This window comes from uncultured Arthrobacter sp. (assembly GCF_947493765.1).
In the GTDB taxonomy this organism is placed as follows: domain Bacteria; phylum Actinomycetota; class Actinomycetes; order Actinomycetales; family Micrococcaceae; genus Arthrobacter_D.
This window is the reverse complement of record NZ_CANLSZ010000001.1, coordinates 558,256-575,066: the sequence shown is the minus strand read 5'-3', so window position 1 is coordinate 575,066 and position 16,811 is coordinate 558,256. Positions and strand designations below refer to the sequence as shown.

Sequence of the window (16,811 nt, the reverse complement as noted above, 5' to 3'; positions counted from 1 at the left end):
CGAGGCCCGCGGTCGCGTTGCTATCCGCGGGACCACGACGCTTTTCGGATAGTTTGGAGACCATGCCCATCTGGTCGAGATCAGCCCGTGACAATGCAGGAAAGAAGGCGGTCGTGCCGGAGCAGGACCAGAGCGACGCGGCAGCGCGTCCCACCGACGCAGTCCAGGGAACCGGGACGCAGGCTCCCGGCGACGAGCGCCGGCGCAGCGAGGAGCCCGCGGAGCAGGGGACGCTGCAGCCCTGGCTCGACGGCCTCGGAGCGCAGTCGGCAGGGGACACCCTGCTGCACTTCAGGCCCTCGGCCGGTACGAGCATCGATCTCACGCATGCCCACCCGTCGGGCCTTGCGCAGCTGCTCGCCGGTCGCCGCACGCGCCTGTCCACCCTCCTGCGGGACCCGGCGCAGTACGGCGAGGCGAAGAGTGCCGCGCACGCCCTGCGGGCCAAGATCTTCGAGCTCGGGACTGAGCGCGGCATCGACGTCGGCCATCTGGCCGCCGGCACGGCGTCCTGGCGGGCCACCGACGACGCGGGACGCTCCGAGACCCTGAACGCCCCGGTCCTCCTGACGGCGGTATCGCTGACCGTGCATGCCTCGCAGGACGACTACGAGCTGCAGCTCACCGAGCAGGCGCGGATGAACCCGGCGCTCGTGCGCCATCTGAGGACCAAGCAGGGTCTGCGCCTGGACCCTGCCCGGGTGGCGCGCCTCGCCTACGGCACCGCGCGCTTCGATCCCCACCCCGTGCTCGAACACATGCGGCTCCTGACCGCCGACGTCCGCGGGATCTCGGTGGAGCACCGGCTCCTGGTCTCGACGTTCGCGGATCTCACCGGGATCAAGGGAGACCCTGCACTGCGATCGGATCATCCGGTCCTCTCGGCGCTCGCACGCTCCGCCGGGGCCGATGCGCCGGCAGCCCCGGACCTCCTCGGCGCCGCCGACGGTCTGCACTTCCCGCCGTCGGACGCGCGGGACCCGGAGGACGAGATGCTGGTCCTGGACGCCGACCCCGCGCAGCAGGACGTGCTGGATCTGGTGGCCTCCGGGATCAGCCTGGCGGTGGCCTCCCCTCCGGGCACGGGCCAGACCCAGACGGCCCTCAACATCGCAGCCCGCTCGGTCGAGGCCGGGTCGATGCTGCTCGTGGCCGCCGAGCGCCGGGGCACGCTCAACGAGTTCGTCCAGGACCTCGAGGGGTTCGCGCTCGGATCCCTGGTGCTCCAGCTGGGCGCTCGCACCGGGCCGGAGCAGCTCCGCGAGGCCGTCGTCCGCGCGATCGTGCGCAACGAGAAGGCCGCGGAACCCGAGCTGGAGGCACTCCACACGACGCTGACCGGGCATCGCCACCAGCTCATCGAGCATGTGAGCAGCCTGCACGACGTCCGGAGCCGGTGGGCGTGCTCCCCGTACCAGGCGATGCAGTCCCTCGCCCGGCTGACCGCCCTCGACCCCGCGCCGTCCACCACCGTGCGCCTCAAGCGCAGCGTGCTCGACGCCATCGCCGACCGCGGGGAGCTCACCGAGCGCCTCGAGCGTGCCGCGGAGCTGGGCAGCTTCAGCAGGGCCTCCACCGAGAGCCCCTGGTACGGCGCGCCCCTGCTGAACCGCAAGGAGACGGAGCACGCGCACGCTCTCGCGGAGCAGCTCAGCGAGGAGGTCCCCGAACTCCGCGCCGCCGTGCGCCGCGTCGCCGAGCACACGCAGCTCCTCCTGGGCGGGAACGTCCGTGAGTGGGGGGATCAGCTGGACCTCGTCCTGGCCGTGCAGGAGAGCCTGGAGAGATTCACCCCCGATCTCTTCGATCGTCCGGTCACCGACCTCATCTCGGCCACCGCCCCGTCCTCGTGGCGGAAGGAACGCGAGATCGAGATGAGCTCCATGACCAGGTCGCGGCTGCGTCGCGTGGCCAAGGAGTACATCCGGCCCGGGGTCCACGTCGCGGACCTCCATGCCGCGCTGCTCGAGGTGCAGCAGCAGCGCACGCTCTGGACGCGCCACGCGCTGTCGGAACGCCAGCCCTCGGTGCCCGGCGGTCTCGCCGAGCTCCACGCCCGGTACCGCGCGGTCGAGGAGCGGCTGGAGGAGCTCACCGCGATCCTCCGGCCCACCGGGAAGCACCCCGATCTGGCAGCGCTGGACCTGGACGAGCTGGAGGCACTGCTCCGGGACCTCGCGGCGGACCGGCCGGCCCTGGAGACGCTGCCCGAGCGGACCCTGCTGCTCGACGAGATGCGCGAGCAGGGTCTCGGCGAGCTGATCGCCGATCTGGCCTCCCGCGAGGTGCCGGCCGAGCAGGTGGGTGCGGAACTGGAACTCGCCTGGTGGCAGTCGGCCCTCGAGGCCATGATCACCGGCGACGACTACCTCGCCATGTCCGACGGCGACAGCCTGCGCCGGCTCGAGGCGGAGTACCGTGCGGCGGACAACGCCCACATCGCCTCCGGCCCGGCCCGCCTCCGGTGGGTGCTCGCCGAGCGCTGGCGCACCGCCGTCCAGGATCACGCTCAGGATGCCGGGCGGCTGCGCCAGGAGCTCAAGGACGGAACCCTGACGCTCGAGATCCTGGTCTCCCTGCACCGTGACCTGGTCACGGCCCTGCTCCCGGTGTGGACCACGAGTCCCCTGAGCATCAGGGGAGCGGCGCCGGAGGGTTTCTCGTTCGACATCGCCGTCCTCCTCGACGGTGAATCGATGTCCGTGCAGAGCGCGGTGCCCTGCGTGGCACGGTCCGGGCAGGTGGTGGTCTTCGGCGACGATCGCCTCGCGGGGCCCACGCGCTTCGGCGTCGAGGCGCAGGGCGCCGATCAGGCGCCGGTGTTCGAGCCGCTCCCCAGTGCCTTCGAGGCGCTGCGGGGGGTGCTGCCGGTGCGCGGACTCACGGAGGTGTACCGCGGGGTGGATCGTTCGCTCACCGCGCTGCTGAGCGAGTCCTTCTACGACGGCAAGCTCTCGCGCCTGCCGCAGGCCTCGGAGGTCACGGGGGAGCCCCGCGGGCTGGCCGTGGAGTACCTGCCGCACGGGACGGGCATGCCGAGCTCGGAGCACGACGGCGTGGAGAGCGTGGACGCCGAGGTCGACCGCGTGCTCGACCTCGTCTTCGACCACGTCCGCCATCGCTCGGACTCGTCGCTGGCGGTCGTCACGGCGAGTGCGCGGCATGCGGTGCGCGTGGGCGAGGCCGTGCGGCGCCAACTGGTCGAGTTCCCGTGGGCCACCGAGTTCTTCGTCCCGGGCCGGGAGGCGTTCCGTGTGGTGCCCGTGGAGCGCGCGGGCGGACTGATCCGCGACACCATCATCTTCTCCCTCGGTTACGGCAGGACGCCGCACGGCCGCACGCTGCACTCCTTCGGCTCCCTGTCCGGTCCGAACGGCCGGCGGAACTTCGTCATGGCCATGACGCGCGCGCGGCGGCACCTGCACGTCCTGACCTGTTTCCAGCCCTCGGACCTGGATCCGGACCGGTTGACCGCCGGGGCCCTCGACTTCTACGGGCTCCTGCAGCGCGAGGTCGGTGGTCCGGTGGATGCGGACTCGGCCTCCGTCGGCAACGAGGATCCGCTGGTCGCGGACCTCGTGGACCGGTTGCGGCTCCGGGGCGCCGAGGTCAGGGACCACTACGCCGGTGTACTGGACATCGTGGCGGTACGTCCCGCCGATCTCCGCGCCGACGGGAGTGCGGCAGCGGTCCGGGACGAGCGTCCGGCGGCCGTGGCCATCGAATCGGACGGCACCGCCAGGTACGGCGCGATGTCCGTCCGTGAACGCAGCAGGCTCCGGCCCCAGGTGCTCGAACGCATGGGATGGCGGTATCTGCCGCTGTGGACCATCGAGGTGTTCGCCGACCCCGACGGATGCGCCGAGCACGCCTCGGCCCTCATCGGCCTCCCACCACGCAGCGGCGGCCACGGCCGCCCCGAGGCGAAGGACGGCGACCACGTGCACCAGAGGCCATCACGACCGGACGACGAGCCCGGGAAGACCGACGCGGCGGGATCCGCCGATGCAGCTCCCGTTCTGCCGGTGACGGCGTCGGAGGACGACGCCCGGTCCTGGGGCGACACCGAGGGCGATCACGATGCCTGGCTCCGGGAGCAGCGCCCGCCGCACTGGGGCTAGGCGCGGCGCACCGGGGCCAGGCCCAGGTCAGGGGCCCGACGTCAGGACCAGGTGCACGTCCCCCGAACTCGACGATCCTGCCAGGGCCGCGGCCTCGTCGGCTCCGGCGGCGACCACGACGAGTCCGCCGTCCTGACCCGCGCCCGGCCACCCGCCTCCCGCTCCTCCCGGGTCCGTCCAGAGGACGGCGACCGACCGTGCCAGGACGATGGAATCGGCCGTTGCGTCGTAACCGTCGCCGGTACTGAGGACCACGTCCACGAGGTGCCCGGGAGCCAGGAGCTGCACGGTGGCCGGATCGGCCGGGCGCAGGGGGACGGCGACGGTGCCCGGAGCGGTGCCCGTCAACAGCCCGTCACCCACGAGTGACGTGGTGTACACGGGGGAGCCCCTGCCGAGGGGAGTAGCCAGTCGCTGGCCCGTCACCCGGTGGACGTCCGTGAGGGCGCTGCCGATAGCGGCTCCTCCCGCAACCTCGACGACGGTCACATCGGCCGCCGTGATCACCGTGCCCACCGCGAGGTCGCGGACCGCGCTGACCACCGGGGTCGACGCCGGTCCGTCGCCCACGGCGGCTTCCACGGCCACGCCCGCGGCCACGCAGAGGAGGAGGCTGGCCAGGAGCCGCCGGTGGCGGTGGAGGCCACGGCGGGCACGGCGGCGCAGGGTGCTGGTCTGGTGGCGCATCGGATTCATGCCTGGAACCTAGCCCCGGCCCGTCGGCGCCGGAGGCGGGACGGTGCTATGTGGACAGGCGCTCGGTCGACCGGCACACGGTGGGCTCGCGCCGTGCCGACGGGCGCCGCAGGACATCGGCGGGCCCGCGGAGGAGCCGACGCATCAGGGTGCGGCGGGTGCCGTCGTGGGCGTCGTGGACGAGCTGTCCGAGGTCGGGGTCCTGGTGCCCTCAGCGCTGCCGCCTGATGCGGTGGTCGCCGGGGTGCCCGGGGCGGAGCCGGCCTCCGCGCTCACCGGACCGGACCTGGAATCGTTCCGGTAGAAACCGGAGCCCTTGAAGACCACGCCCACGCTGTTGAACTTCTTGCGCAGGGCGCCGCTGCATTCCGGGCACACCGCGAGGGAGTCCTCGGAGAACGACTGCTGGATGTCGAAAGCGTGGCCGCAATCCTTGCAGGCGTAGGCATACATGGGCATGGAGATCCTCCTGGACGGACTTCGAGGACTCGGGGCGCTCGGTACTGCACTTGGCACTCTCCGGGGTCGAGTGCCAGTCTACACGGGTGTGGCGCGCTCCCCGAAGAGGCGGAGGCCGTCGGCGGTGAACGCACCGTGGAGCGGCTGGTCGTAGGGCCGGGCGGGTACTCGGCCCGCCGGCAGGAGCTCGCTCCGGTAGACGATGCCCAGACGCGGTACGGCGTCCGGGGCATCATGCGGGTGGTCGGCAAGGAAGCGATCGTAGTAGCCGCCGCCCTGACCCACCCGCTGACCGTCCTCGTCGATCCCCAGCGCGGGCACGAGGATGAGGTGCACCCCGGTCAGCTCCGTGAAGGCGAACCTCCGGCCCCCGGGCTCTCCCACCGGTGCCCGGACCGATCGTTCCAGGGGTGTCCCCGGTGTCCAGGCCGCCCAGGAGAGCTGGTAGCGGGGCTCGCAGATGGGAACCACGATGTCGTGGTCGGGAGCCAACGCGGTGAGCAGCGCGATGGTGTCGGGTTCCGGCGCCACGCCGAGGTAGGCCGCGATGGTCGACCGGGCGCCGTCGCCGGATGGCGGGACAGTGCTGCCGACATGGTCCAGGACATGGCGTGCCAGGTCCCGGGACTGGGCGGCCCGGTCCGCGGGCTCCAGTGCGTCGCGCCTCTCGCGGAGCCACGAACGCAGCCGGACCTTGTCATCGTGGCCGTCGGGCCCACTCGCGGAGCGTGTCATGCCCCCATTGTGCCCGTGCCCGGGGGATCCCGTCCTCTTTATGTAGTGTGGTCCCCATGACTTTGCGATCACGCGTGACGAAGGCCGTTATCCCCGCGGCAGGCCTGGGAACCCGCTTCCTCCCCGCCACGAAGGCCATGCCGAAGGAGATGCTCCCGGTGGTGGACAAGCCGGCCATCCAGTACGTGGTCCAGGAAGCGGTGGATGCGGGGCTGTCGGACGTCCTGATGATCACCGGCCGCAACAAGCGCGCACTCGAGGACCATTTCGACCGCGTCCCCTTCATCGAGCAGACCCTCGAGGAGAAGGGTGATCACGACAAGCTGGCGGCCGTCCGCCGTCCGTCCGAGCTCGGCGACATCCACTACCTCCGCCAGGGTGACCCGAAGGGCCTCGGCCACGCGGTGCTGCGCGCCAAGCTGCACGTCGGTGACGAACCGTTCGCCGTCCTGCTCGGCGACGACCTCATCGACGAGCGCGACCCGCTGCTCGAGACGATGATCGAGGTGCAGGCCAGGACGGGCGGATCCGTGATCGCCCTCATCGAGGTCGACCCCCAGCAGATCAGCGCCTACGGCTGCGCCGACATCACGGAGATCGACGGCGAGAGCCACGTCCGCGTCAACGAGCTCGTGGAGAAGCCCTCGGTGGAGGACGCGCCGTCGAATCTTGCCCTGATCGGCCGCTACGTGCTCCACCCGCGGGTGTTCGAGGTGCTGGAGACCACCGAACCCGGCCGGGGTGACGAGATCCAGCTGACGGACGCCCTGCAGACCCTCGCCGCCGCCGAGGGCGAGGGCTCCGGGGTGTACGGCGTGGTCTTCCGCGGGCGACGCTACGACACCGGCGACAAGCTGAGCTATCTCAAGGCCGTCGTCACGCTCGCCTCGGAGCGGGAGGATCTGGGCCCGGACCTGCGGGACTGGATCAAGAACTTCAGCAAGGATCTCTGACCCGTCGTGTGGTCGGCGGCAAGCTGGCCTGTGAATCTCAGGTCCGGCTCCGTGGTCCTGAGACCCATCCGCCACCGTGACAAGGGGACCTGGACGGCGCTGCGGAACCGCAACGTCGAATGGCTCGCACCCTGGGAGGCGTCCAATCCCGACCCGGACGGCTACCTGCCCACCTACCACCAGATGGTACGGACGCTCACGGCCCAGGCACGCGCCGGTCTCGCCCTGCCCTTCCTGATCACGGAGCAGCAGCCCGGATCGCGGGACGCGCGGCTGGTCGGGCAGCTGACCGTCTCGAGCATCACCTGGGGGTCGGCACTCAGTGCCACCCTGGGGTACTGGGTGGACGCCGACCGCGCCGGTCGGGGCATCGCGCCGACCGCCGTCGCGCTCGCCACGGACTACTGCTTCGACGAGCTCGGCCTGCACCGCATGGAGATCAACATCCGGCCGGAGAACCGGCCCAGTCTGCGCGTCGTGGAGAAGCTCCGCTTCCGCGACGAGGGGCTGCGCCGGCGGTACCTGCACATCGCCGGGCAGTGGGCGGATCACCGCAGCTTCGCACTCACGGCCGAGGACGTGCCGCGCGGTCTGCTCGCGTCCTGGTCGGAGAACCGGCCCCGACGCGACTGATCGGGCCGGTTTGCTGCCCCCGGACCACATCCGCGCCCGACACACCGGGGCCAATACGCCCTCGCGGAGCCCTGGACTCCTACCGTTCTAGGTGTGGTCTTCTCTCTGGATAGCTCCCTGGTGCTCGTGGCGGTCGTCGGCCTCTGGCTGGTCTGGGTGGCGCCCTCGGCGCTCCGCCGGAGTCTCCCCGACATGGCCACCACCGGACAGCCGGCCGCGGGGGCCGGCGCGGATCGCGCGAGGGGGATCATGCTGATGACCACACCACAGGACATGACGACACCGGACGGGGCCGACCGTCCCGCCGACAGCGCAGTTGCTACCGCGCCGGCCGACTCCGGTACGGGCCACGCGGCCCCGGCCGGAGCATCGCGGCGCACACCCTCCCTCGTCCTCCGTCCGGGCCGCCTCGCGATCGCGGTCGTCGGCTTGGTCGCCCTCGCCGTCGGCCTCGTCACGCTCCTGCTCGGAGTCTTCGGGGTCGTCTCCCTCCTGGTGCCGCTGCTCTGCTTCGCGCTGGGCGCGGCGTCGATCGCACTCCTGAGGGTCCTGGCCGTCCGCGCCCGCCGCGCCCGCGTCGATCGCGCCTTCGCCGATGCCATGGGACCGGCCTACGCCGAGGACCCCGAGCCGGTCGCCGCCCCGAGCACGCGGCCCGGACCGGTCCGTGCCACCGCCCTCTTCGACGCCGAGGAGGCCGACGCGCGGCCGTTGACGCCCATGGAGCTGAGGACCGCGGCCCTCGCCGTTGCGCAGGGCTCCTCGGCCGTCGACGTCCGGCCGGACGTCGACGCGGCCGACCCGGAGGACCCGGCTCCCGAGGACGCCTCCCCGGTCCGGTCGACCCCGTACGCGGGGGAACGAGCGGGCGCCACGGCGTGGGTGCCCGTCGAGGTCCCGCGCCCCACCTACGTCGATGCCGCCAAGGCCGAGCGGGTGGCCCCGCTCCCACTCGATCTCCCGAAGGCCCCGAAGGCGTCCACGACCGTGCCGATCAAGGCCGCCGAAGCCGCCGTGCGCAGGGCCGCCGCGGCGGACGGGGACGCGGGGCGGGGAACGGCCACGGCCCACGAGGAGGCGACCGGCGCCGCCGTCCGGGGTGCCGGAGAGGCAGCCGCGAAGCACGGCTCCACCGGCCTCGACCTCGACGGCGTCCTGCAGCGCCGACGCGCCTGACCCGGTCCTCGCTGTTCCGTGGCTGCGGAGCGGCTCGTCGACCCTGAGATCCCCCGGGGACGGGACGCGGCGGGTCCCGGACGGCGGCGGATCCTGCGCGAGCAGGACACGATCGGTCTCCTCGGGTCCAGGGCCCCCGAGGGCCTGCTGCGGTCGGCGCTCGCCGCGGCGGGCTGGGAGCTCACCTCCTGGGCCCCGGGATCGCTCCACCACCGCCCCGGCGCCGGGGTCACCCGGGTCTTCTCGATCGCCACGAGGCCCTCGCCGGTGGTGTGCGGCGGCCCCTCCGCCGCTCCGCCGTCCCCCGCTCCGACCACGGCCTGCATCACCTCCTGCCACTTGCCGGGTGACCCGAGCGGCGTCACCAGCTTCCCCGCCGTCGGCGGGAGCCCGCTGGCGCTCTGGCTGCACCCGGCCGACCCGCTGCTGCCGGGACTGCCGTCGGCCCTCGATCCCCGGCGCGCCACGGCGTTCGCCTTCGGCGGGGGAGCCCGGCCCGCGGAGACCGTGCTCCGGCTGCGCGCCTATCGGCCCCTGCGCCGTGCCGTGGTACTCGCCCGGAACGGGGACCAGCACCGGTACCTGAAGGTGCTGCGGGCGGGGAGGGCTGCGCCCCTGGCGCACCGCCACGCGCTGCTGCACGAGGCAGGCGTGCCGGCGCCCGTCCTGGCCGCGGACCCGCTGCTCGACGTCGTCGCCATGCATCCTGTTGCGGGCCACCGCCTGGCCGTGCTGCTGCTGCGGGACGGGGCGGCGGGGATCGATCCGGGGATCCTGGTGCGCACGCTGGCCTCGCTGCCGGCGTCGGTGCTCGGGCTGCCGGCCCGTCCCTCCTGGGCGGACCGCGTCCGCGACTACGGAGAGGCTGCCGTGGCGGCGCTCCCGGCGGAGGCGCACCGGATCCGACTGCTCGCGCAAAGGATCGACGACGTCGTCCGTGCGAGCGACGCGGGCCCGCTCGTGCCGACCCACGGTGACTTCCACGGGGGGAATGTGTTCATCAGCGGCACCGCGGTCTCGGCACTGCTGGATCTCGACACGCTCGGACCCGGGCACCTGGTGGACGATCTCGCATGCTGTGTGGGACACCTGGCCGTGCTGCCCGGCCAGGACGCGGGCCATGTCCGCGTGGCTCAGGCGGTCCAGCGTTTCCTGCGGGTCTTCGACGAGTCCGTCGACCCCGTGGCGCTCCGGTCCAGGGCCGCGGCCGTGGTGCTCACCCTGGTGGCCGGTGCACGGCGTCGGGTCGGAGGGGGAGAGGCGGAGGCACTCTCCCGGCTGGCCGTCGCCGAGCGGTTGCTGGCCGAGGCGCTGTCGATCGGCGCAGGCCACCCTCCCGGAGGATTCCGGGCCTAGGGGAGGTCCGCGGCGTCCCGGTCGGCGAAGGACCCGGTCACGCGGGTGTCCATGGTGAGCACCTGCGTGCCCTCCACCTCGGAGAGGGCCAGGGCGACCGTGACACCGAGGCCCTCCAGGGAGGTGAGGTGCGTCCCGCCGCAGGGGATCTCCGCGCGTTCCCCGGGCAGCTCGCAGACCCAGCGGCGCCGGTCGGTGAGCCCCGGTCCCTCGGTCTCCACGCCGATCGTGGCCCCCGTCGCGGTCCAGTGTGCGAGCGTGGCGTTGACCGCGTCCGCCACGGCCGCGGTGTCGATGCCCTCCACCGTGAAGCCCTTGCGGCGGAGCGACTTGCCGAGGCGGTACCTGTCCACGGAGGAGGCCTCCCCGATGGTCGTCGTGTCGATGGCGAGGGCGTCGAAGTTCGGGGCGCCGAGGGCGTCCGCAGCGACGTCCTTCCGCCAGCGGTCCGTCAGGGCCCGGTTCAGCGCCAGCGAGGCCAGGTGGCAGCCCGTGTGCCCGGCGGAGACCGCCGCCCGGTAGGACGCGTCCGCGCGCACCACCACGTCGTCACCCTCCGAGGGCCCACCCGCGCTGCCAGCGTCGAGGAGATGCACGACGACGAACGCCCAGCCCTCGGTGCCCTTCCGGACGGGGGCCTCGCTGCCGAGATGCAGGGCTGTGCCGTCGGTGGCCCCGACCACGCAGTCCTGCACCGGCCAGGTTTCGACACCGCGCTGCAGGAACCCGTGGTCCGGGCTCTGATCGGGCCAGGCGTGGTCCACGGGGTGGAAGGCGGTGGTGTCGAGCACCACGGCGAGGAGCCCGTCCGGTCGGGGTGCCACGTGGAGCACGCGCGCTGTGGCCTCGGTGTCCCCGCGCGGGTACGTGACACGGGTGTCGGTGGTCGGCAGGGTCATGACTTGTCGGTGCTCCTCGTGGTGTCGGTGGGGTGCTGCGCCAGGCGCTCGAGCAGCGGTTCCGTCCGGTAGGGGATGTGTTCGTGCAGGGCCAGCACCGTCTCCGTCCGGATCACACCCCTGATCCTCAGCACCGAGCGCAGTGCGGACTGCAGATTGTGCGTGTCGGTCGCGGTGACCCGGCACCAGACATCACCGCGGCCGGAGATCTCGTGCACCTCGAGGACCTGGCTCAGGGTGCGCAGGCCCGCGATCACACCGTCGAGTTCCCGGTGGGAGACCTCGATGGTGATGAAGGCGATCACATCGTAGCCGAGCGCCTCGAGATCGATCTCGCGTCCGCTCCCGCGCACCGCACCGGTGCGCAGCAGACGGCGGATCCTGCTCTGCGCCGTGTTCCGGGCCACGCCCAAGGTGTCGCTCAGTTCGCTGACCTGGGCCCGGGGATCACGCACCAGTTCGAGCAGCAGCCGCAGGTCGAGGTTGTCCAGCTTGCTCATGAAGCTCACTTTCCGTCAGCCGGTTCCGCCCGTGTTGCGCACGGAGCTCAAATGTCCGCGCAGGGACACTGCACGGCGATCAGGAGAGCTCATTCTATACAGGTCCGGGCGCAAGTGCGTCGGACTGCTCCGACGGGCACGGCAGATCGAGGGAAAGAGGTGGACATGAGCGTCATCAACGAACTGCGCATGAGACCGGCCACCGTGCAGCGCCGCGCATGGGACGCCTCCCTCGCCGTGCGCCTGGCGCTGGCCATCACGGTGATCTCCACCCTGCTCATCGGTGCCAATCTCGCCACGCCGCTCTACCCGCTCATCCAGGCCGATCTCGGGCTGACCTCCTTCGCGGTCGCGGTCGCGTTCTCCTCCTACGTGCTCGCCCTGGTGGGCGGGCTCGTGCTCGCGGGCCACTGGTCGGACCACCTCGGCCGTCGCGCCGCGCTGGTCCTCGCCGTCGTCCTCGGTCTGCTCGGCGCCTGCCTGTTCGCTGCGGCCACGACGCTGCCGATGCTCGCGGCGGGCCGCGTCCTGCAGGGTGGCGCGGTGGCCCTCGCCACGGGTGCGAGCGCGGCGGCGCTGCGCGATCTGCTGCCCACCCGCCCCGACTGGGCCTCGCGCTTCACGCTCCTGGCCTCGGCCGGCGGCGTCGCGGCCGGTCCCGTGATCGGCGGCCTGCTGTCCCTCCTGCCCGCCCCGACGCGGACACCGTTCATCGTCTACCTCGTGGTGCTGGCGAGCCTGCTGGTGCCCCTGGTGCTGCTCGACGCCCGCCCCGCCATCAAGCCGGCGGATGCCGTCCGGCCGCTGGCAGCCCTGCGGCCCCGCCGGCCCGGAGTGTCGAGGGACGCCCGCCGCGCGTTCTGGACGGCGGCCTCCGTGGGCTTCCTCAGCTTCGCGGTGTTCGGCTTCTCCCTCAGCCTCGCCCCCACCTGGTTCGCCTCGATCACCGGCACCACCTCCCGGCCGGTCATCGGCGTCCTCGCCGCCCTCGTCCTGGCCTCGTCCGCCCTCAGCCAGCTCCTGTCGCCGCGCGGCCGTCTCGTGGCGCCGGTGGGACTGGCCGCCATGGCGCTGGGAACGGGGCTCCTGCCCGTCGCCGCGTCCACGGGCAGTGCGGCGCTGCTCGTCGGGGCGTGCGTCGTCGCCGGCTTCGGTCAGGGCATGGCCTTCCGGGTGGTCTTCAACGAGGTGTCCGTGAAGGTCGATCCCGCGCTGCACGCCCAGACCGTGAGCGCCGTGTACGTCATCACGTACCTGGGCAGTGCGGTCCCGGTGCTCGGACTCGGCGCTGCCGCGGGCCGCTGGGGCCTCGACACGTCCGTGACGGTGTTCGCACTCGTCATCTGCGCGGCCTGTGCCGTCCTCGCCGTGGCCTCGCTGGTCACTCGCCTCCGACGCTAGGACCCGCGCCCGACGCCACGACCCGGGCCGCTACCATGGCTGCGCGCCGCGGCGCGAGGTCGGTCGGACCGCACCTCGTTCGTCATGGTTCCGCAGTCATGGTTACACTCGGATTCTCCGACAGCTTGAACTGACTGCTGCGCGTTCCGCCCAGCAAACCCTCCAGACGGCAAGCCGGAACCACGCGTGTGTGGTCCGTGGGCGCAGCCCGGCCGAGTAGCTCCTGCCACGAAAGGCACAGCTGAGATGACATCCACCGAGCAGGGCTCCACCACCCGCCCCATGATCGAGTTCCGCGACGTCACCAAGACCTACGACCGCGGCCGACCGGCGGTGGACGGTCTCACCATGGATATAGAGCGCGGGAAGATCACCGTGTTCGTCGGTCCCTCGGGCTGCGGCAAGACCACGTCGCTGCGCATGATCAACCGGATGGTGGAACCCACGTCCGGGCGGATCCTCCTCGACGGGCAGGACGTGGCGGAGCAGAAGGCGGCCGAGCTGCGCCGCTCCATGGGTTATGTCATGCAGTCCTCGGGCCTCATGCCGCATCGCACGGTGCTCGACAACATCGCCACCGTCCCCCGCCTCAACGGCGTGGCGAGGTCCACGGCCCGTGCCCGCGCGAAGGAACTGCTCGACGTCGTGGGTCTCGCCCCGGAGCTGGGCCGCCGCTACCCCGGGCAGCTCTCCGGGGGCCAGCAGCAGCGCGTGGGGGTGGCCCGGGCGCTGGCGGCGGATCCGCCCGTGCTCCTGATGGACGAGCCCTTCAGCGCCGTGGACCCCGTGGTCCGCGCGGAGCTGCAGAGCGAACTGGTCCGCCTGCAGCGCGACCTGGCCAAGACCATCGTGTTCGTCACGCACGACATCGACGAGGCGACCATCCTGGGGGACCGGGTGGCGGTCTTCGCCGTCGGCGGGCGGCTCGCGCAGTTCGCGGACCCCGAGGAGATCCTCCGCGCACCGGTCGACGACTTCGTGGCCGGCTTCGTGGGCCGGGACCGCGGCTTCCGCCACCTCTCCTTCCAGGAGGGCGAGGACGTCACCATCCATCCCATCGAGACCATCGAGACCGGCCGGCTGGCCGATCCGTCGGTGACCGTGAACTCGCCGTGGACGCTCCTCGTCGACGCGGAGGGTCGTCCGCACGGCTGGGTGCCCGAGGCCACCCGCGAGTCCGTCACCTCGCAGGCCGACGCGGTGCCGGGCGGCTCCCTGTACACGCGGGGGGACTCCCTGCGGCGTGCCCTCGATGCCTCGCTGTCCTCGCCGTCGGGTCTGGGCGTGACGGTCGACGACGACGGGCGGGTGGTCGGCGTGGTCCGGGCCGCGGAGGTGTTCGAACTCATCGAGGCCGGACGCCTCGATCGCGGACGCGCCAACTACAACACGGCGGTGTAGGGGTGGACTGGATCAACGGCATCGTCGACTACGTGCCGGCCAACATCGGCCAGCTCCGCCAGCTCACCGGCAACCACCTCCTGCAGTCGGTCCTGCCGATCGTCTTCGGCGTGCTCCTCGCCGTGCCCCTCGCACAGCTGGCACGCCAGAACCGCACCCTCGCCGGGATCATGCTCACCGGCTCCTCCCTGCTCTACACCATCCCCTCGCTGGCCATGTTCGTCTTCCTCCCCCTCGTCCTCGGGACGAGCATCCTCAGCATGGTCAACGTCGTCGTGGCGCTGACCATCTACGCCGTGGCCCTGCTCATGCGCTCCACGGTGGATGCGCTCACCTCGATCGACGACGGCGTCCGGCAGGCGGCCGTCGCCATGGGCTACACGCCGCTGCGGCGCTTCCTCACCGTGGATCTTCCGCTGTCCATCCCCGTCCTCATCGCGGGCGTCCGGGTCATCTCCGTCACGAACATCTCGATGGTGAGCGTCGGCGCACTGATCGGGGTGCCGAGTCTCGGGCGACTGTTCACGGACGGGCTGACACGCAACTACCCGGTGCAGATCGCCGTGGGCATCATCATCACGCTCCTGCTGGCACTGTTGCTGGATCTGCTCCTGGTGCTCCTCGAGCGCGTCCTCACGCCCTGGTCCCGTGCCACGACGGCGCGCCGGACCAGAGCCGCGGCCCTCGACGCACGGACGGTGGCTTCCTGATGGACTACTCGAGCAGCAATCTGTTCGTCCAGATGGGGGAGTGGCTCTCGGATCCGGAGAACTGGTCGGGGTCCCGCGGGATCCCCATGCGGATCGCGGAGCACCTGGGCTACGTGGGCCTGACCATGCTCCTCGCCCTGGTGATCGCCGTGCCGCTGGGCCTCTACGTGGGTCACACCGGCAAGGGGCGCATCCTCATCGTCTCGGGCGTGGGCATCCTGCGCGCGCTGCCCACCCTCGGCATGGTCTTCCTCTTCGCCCTGCTCTTCTCCCGGGGCGTGCTACCCGCCGTCTGGGCGCTCGTCCTGCTGGCGGTCCCGCCGGTCCTCAGCGGCGTCTACGCGGGAGTCTCCTCGGTGAACCGCACCGTGGTGGACGCCGCCCGCAGCATGGGCCTGACCGAATGGCAGATCCTCACCCGTGTGGAGATCCCCAACGGCCTGCAGGTCATGCTCGGCGGTGTGCGTGCAGGGGTACTCCAGGTGGTGGCGACCGCCACCGTGGTCGCCTACGCCAAGGCGGACGGGCTGGGGGTCTTCCTCGTGGAGGGAACCCAGATCAACGACAACGGACGACTCTTCGGCGGCGCCGTGGTGATCGCCGCCGTCGCCATCGCCGTCGACGGCGTCATGGCGCTGCTCCAACGATTTGCGATCTCTCCCGGTCTGCGCACCGCGCGGCCGGCCGCGGGATCCCAGCAGGAATCTGGCCGGCAAGAGGCCGTTGCCAGTGCACAAGGAGGAACAACATGACAAACCTGGCCCCGCGCGTCGCCCGACGCGCCATGATGGGACTGGCAGGCGGTCTCACGGCCGCTCTGGCGTTGACTGCCTGCGGTGCCAACAGCGACCCCCAGGGGGAAGCGGAGAGCGACGCCCCCGGAGGGTCGCTCGTTGTCGGTTCAGCTGATTTCCCGGAGAGCCAGATCATCGCCGAGATCTACGCGGGTGCCCTCAACGCCGAAGGCGTCGAGGCCACCACGAAGCCCAACATCGGGTCGCGTGAGATCTACTACCAGGCCATCGAGGACGGCTCCATCGACCTGATCCCCGAATACAGCGGCAACCTGCTGCTGCTCGCCGATCCCGACGCCACGGCGGCCTCCGCCGAGGAGATCATGGACGCCCTGCCCGATGCGCTGGACGCGAAGTCCCCGGACGCCAATCTCGGGGTGCTGGAGCCGAGCGAGGCGGAGGACAAGGACGCCGTCGTCGTCACCGCCGCGACGGCGGAGGAGTACGACCTCGAGTCGATCGCTGATCTGACCCCCTACTGCTCGGAGTTCACCATGGGTGCACCGAGCACCTACCTGGAGCGCCCCCAGGGGCTGAAGGGCCTGATCGAGAATTACGACTGCGAGCCCACGGTGGAGGCGATCAACGACGGCGGCGGCGAGCTGACGCTCAAGGCGCTGCTCGACGACACCGTGCAGATGGCCGACATCTACACCACGACGCCGTCGATCGAGGACAACGACCTCGTGGTCCTCGAGGACCCGGAGAACAACTTCATCGCGCAGCAGGTCCTCCCGCTCGTGAATCTGGACACGGTGGGTGACGACGCCCGGGAGATCCTCAACAGGGTCTCGGACGAGCTGACCACCGAGGATCTCCTGTCGCTGAACCGCGAGGTCAGCGGCGAGGAGAAGCGCGATCCGGCCGAGGCGGCAGCCGACTGGCTCGAGGAGCACGACCTCGCCGGCTGATCCACCCGGTAGTACCTGCACCACCACCTCGGGCCCGGCCCGCGGCACCCCGACGGGTTCCCGCGG

Annotated in this window: 15 protein-coding genes; 10 read left to right on the top strand and 5 right to left on the bottom strand. The window is 71.8% G+C overall.

Annotated features, from left to right (window positions below):
* The first annotated feature begins 113 nt into the window (after positions 1-113).
* Positions 114-4,121, top strand: a complete 4,008-nt coding sequence (locus tag Q0747_RS02660) for a DUF4011 domain-containing protein (RefSeq protein ID WP_367277644.1) — start codon at positions 114-116, stop codon at positions 4,119-4,121.
* A 27-nt stretch (positions 4,122-4,148) separates the two neighbouring features.
* On the opposite strand, the gene Q0747_RS02655 is transcribed toward Q0747_RS02660, so the two are convergent.
* The 3 genes from Q0747_RS02655 to Q0747_RS02645 all read right to left on the bottom strand — a co-directional run bounded on the left by Q0747_RS02655 (position 4,149) and on the right by Q0747_RS02645 (position 6,011).
* Positions 4,149-4,817 (bottom strand): RcpC/CpaB family pilus assembly protein, encoded by a 669-nt coding sequence (locus tag Q0747_RS02655; RefSeq protein ID WP_298251694.1) that lies wholly within the window; start codon positions 4,815-4,817, stop codon positions 4,149-4,151.
* A 144-nt stretch (positions 4,818-4,961) separates the two neighbouring features.
* Positions 4,962-5,276: an FmdB family zinc ribbon protein gene (locus Q0747_RS02650; protein WP_298251693.1), complete on the bottom strand. Its 315-nt coding sequence runs from the start codon at positions 5,274-5,276 to the stop codon at positions 4,962-4,964.
* A gap of 78 nt (positions 5,277-5,354) precedes the next feature.
* Positions 5,355-6,011, bottom strand: coding sequence for a 5-formyltetrahydrofolate cyclo-ligase (locus Q0747_RS02645; RefSeq protein ID WP_298251692.1), 657 nt, complete (start codon positions 6,009-6,011; stop codon positions 5,355-5,357).
* A gap of 56 nt (positions 6,012-6,067) precedes the next feature.
* Here Q0747_RS02645 and galU point away from each other — a divergent pair, with 56 nt between their 5' ends.
* The 4 genes from galU to Q0747_RS02625 all read left to right on the top strand — a co-directional run bounded on the left by galU (position 6,068) and on the right by Q0747_RS02625 (position 10,129).
* Positions 6,068-6,964, top strand: a complete 897-nt coding sequence (gene galU, locus Q0747_RS02640; RefSeq protein ID WP_298251691.1) for a UTP--glucose-1-phosphate uridylyltransferase GalU — start codon at positions 6,068-6,070, stop codon at positions 6,962-6,964.
* A gap of 6 nt (positions 6,965-6,970) precedes the next feature.
* A complete protein-coding gene (locus Q0747_RS02635) occupies positions 6,971-7,597 on the top strand; it encodes a GNAT family N-acetyltransferase (RefSeq protein WP_298251690.1) in 627 nt (208 codons plus the stop codon).
* Positions 7,598-7,690: 93 nt separating this feature from the next.
* Entirely contained in the window at positions 7,691-8,773 is a 1,083-nt protein-coding gene (locus Q0747_RS02630) for a hypothetical protein (RefSeq protein ID WP_298251689.1), read from the top strand.
* A gap of 18 nt (positions 8,774-8,791) precedes the next feature.
* Positions 8,792-10,129, top strand: coding sequence for a phosphotransferase (locus Q0747_RS02625; protein WP_298251688.1), 1,338 nt, complete (start codon positions 8,792-8,794; stop codon positions 10,127-10,129).
* Here the strand turns inward: Q0747_RS02625 and Q0747_RS02620 are convergent.
* Together Q0747_RS02620 and Q0747_RS02615 are read right to left on the bottom strand one after the other, a co-directional pair.
* On the bottom strand, positions 10,126-11,028 hold the full coding sequence (locus Q0747_RS02620; protein ID WP_298251687.1) for a metal-dependent hydrolase: 903 nt from the start codon (positions 11,026-11,028) through the stop codon (positions 10,126-10,128). The genes Q0747_RS02625 and Q0747_RS02620 overlap by 4 nt on opposite strands.
* A complete protein-coding gene (locus Q0747_RS02615) occupies positions 11,025-11,528 on the bottom strand; it encodes an Lrp/AsnC family transcriptional regulator (RefSeq protein ID WP_298251686.1) in 504 nt (167 codons plus the stop codon). The genes Q0747_RS02620 and Q0747_RS02615 overlap by 4 nt, the downstream gene beginning before the upstream one ends.
* Positions 11,529-11,693: 165 nt before the next feature.
* Here Q0747_RS02615 and Q0747_RS02610 point away from each other — a divergent pair, with 165 nt between their 5' ends.
* The 5 genes from Q0747_RS02610 (at position 11,694) to Q0747_RS02590 (ending at position 16,745) form a co-directional block, all read left to right on the top strand.
* Positions 11,694-12,929 carry an MFS transporter gene (locus Q0747_RS02610; RefSeq protein ID WP_298251685.1) on the top strand — a complete coding sequence of 412 codons (1,236 nt, stop codon included), beginning with the start codon at positions 11,694-11,696 and terminating at the stop codon, positions 12,927-12,929.
* A gap of 282 nt (positions 12,930-13,211) precedes the next feature.
* Complete coding sequence (locus tag Q0747_RS02605; RefSeq protein WP_298251763.1) at positions 13,212-14,330, top strand: ABC transporter ATP-binding protein; 1,119 nt, start codon at positions 13,212-13,214, stop codon at positions 14,328-14,330.
* A gap of 2 nt (positions 14,331-14,332) precedes the next feature.
* A complete protein-coding gene (locus Q0747_RS02600) occupies positions 14,333-15,040 on the top strand; it encodes an ABC transporter permease (protein WP_367277643.1) in 708 nt (235 codons plus the stop codon).
* The gene (locus Q0747_RS02595) at positions 15,040-15,792 is read left to right on the top strand and encodes an ABC transporter permease (RefSeq protein WP_298251684.1); all 753 of its coding nucleotides are present in this window, start codon (positions 15,040-15,042) and stop codon (positions 15,790-15,792) included. The genes Q0747_RS02600 and Q0747_RS02595 overlap by 1 nt, the downstream gene beginning before the upstream one ends.
* Entirely contained in the window at positions 15,789-16,745 is a 957-nt protein-coding gene (locus Q0747_RS02590) for an ABC transporter substrate-binding protein (protein WP_298251683.1), read from the top strand. The genes Q0747_RS02595 and Q0747_RS02590 overlap by 4 nt, the downstream gene beginning before the upstream one ends.
* Positions 16,746-16,811: the final 66 nt, after the last annotated feature.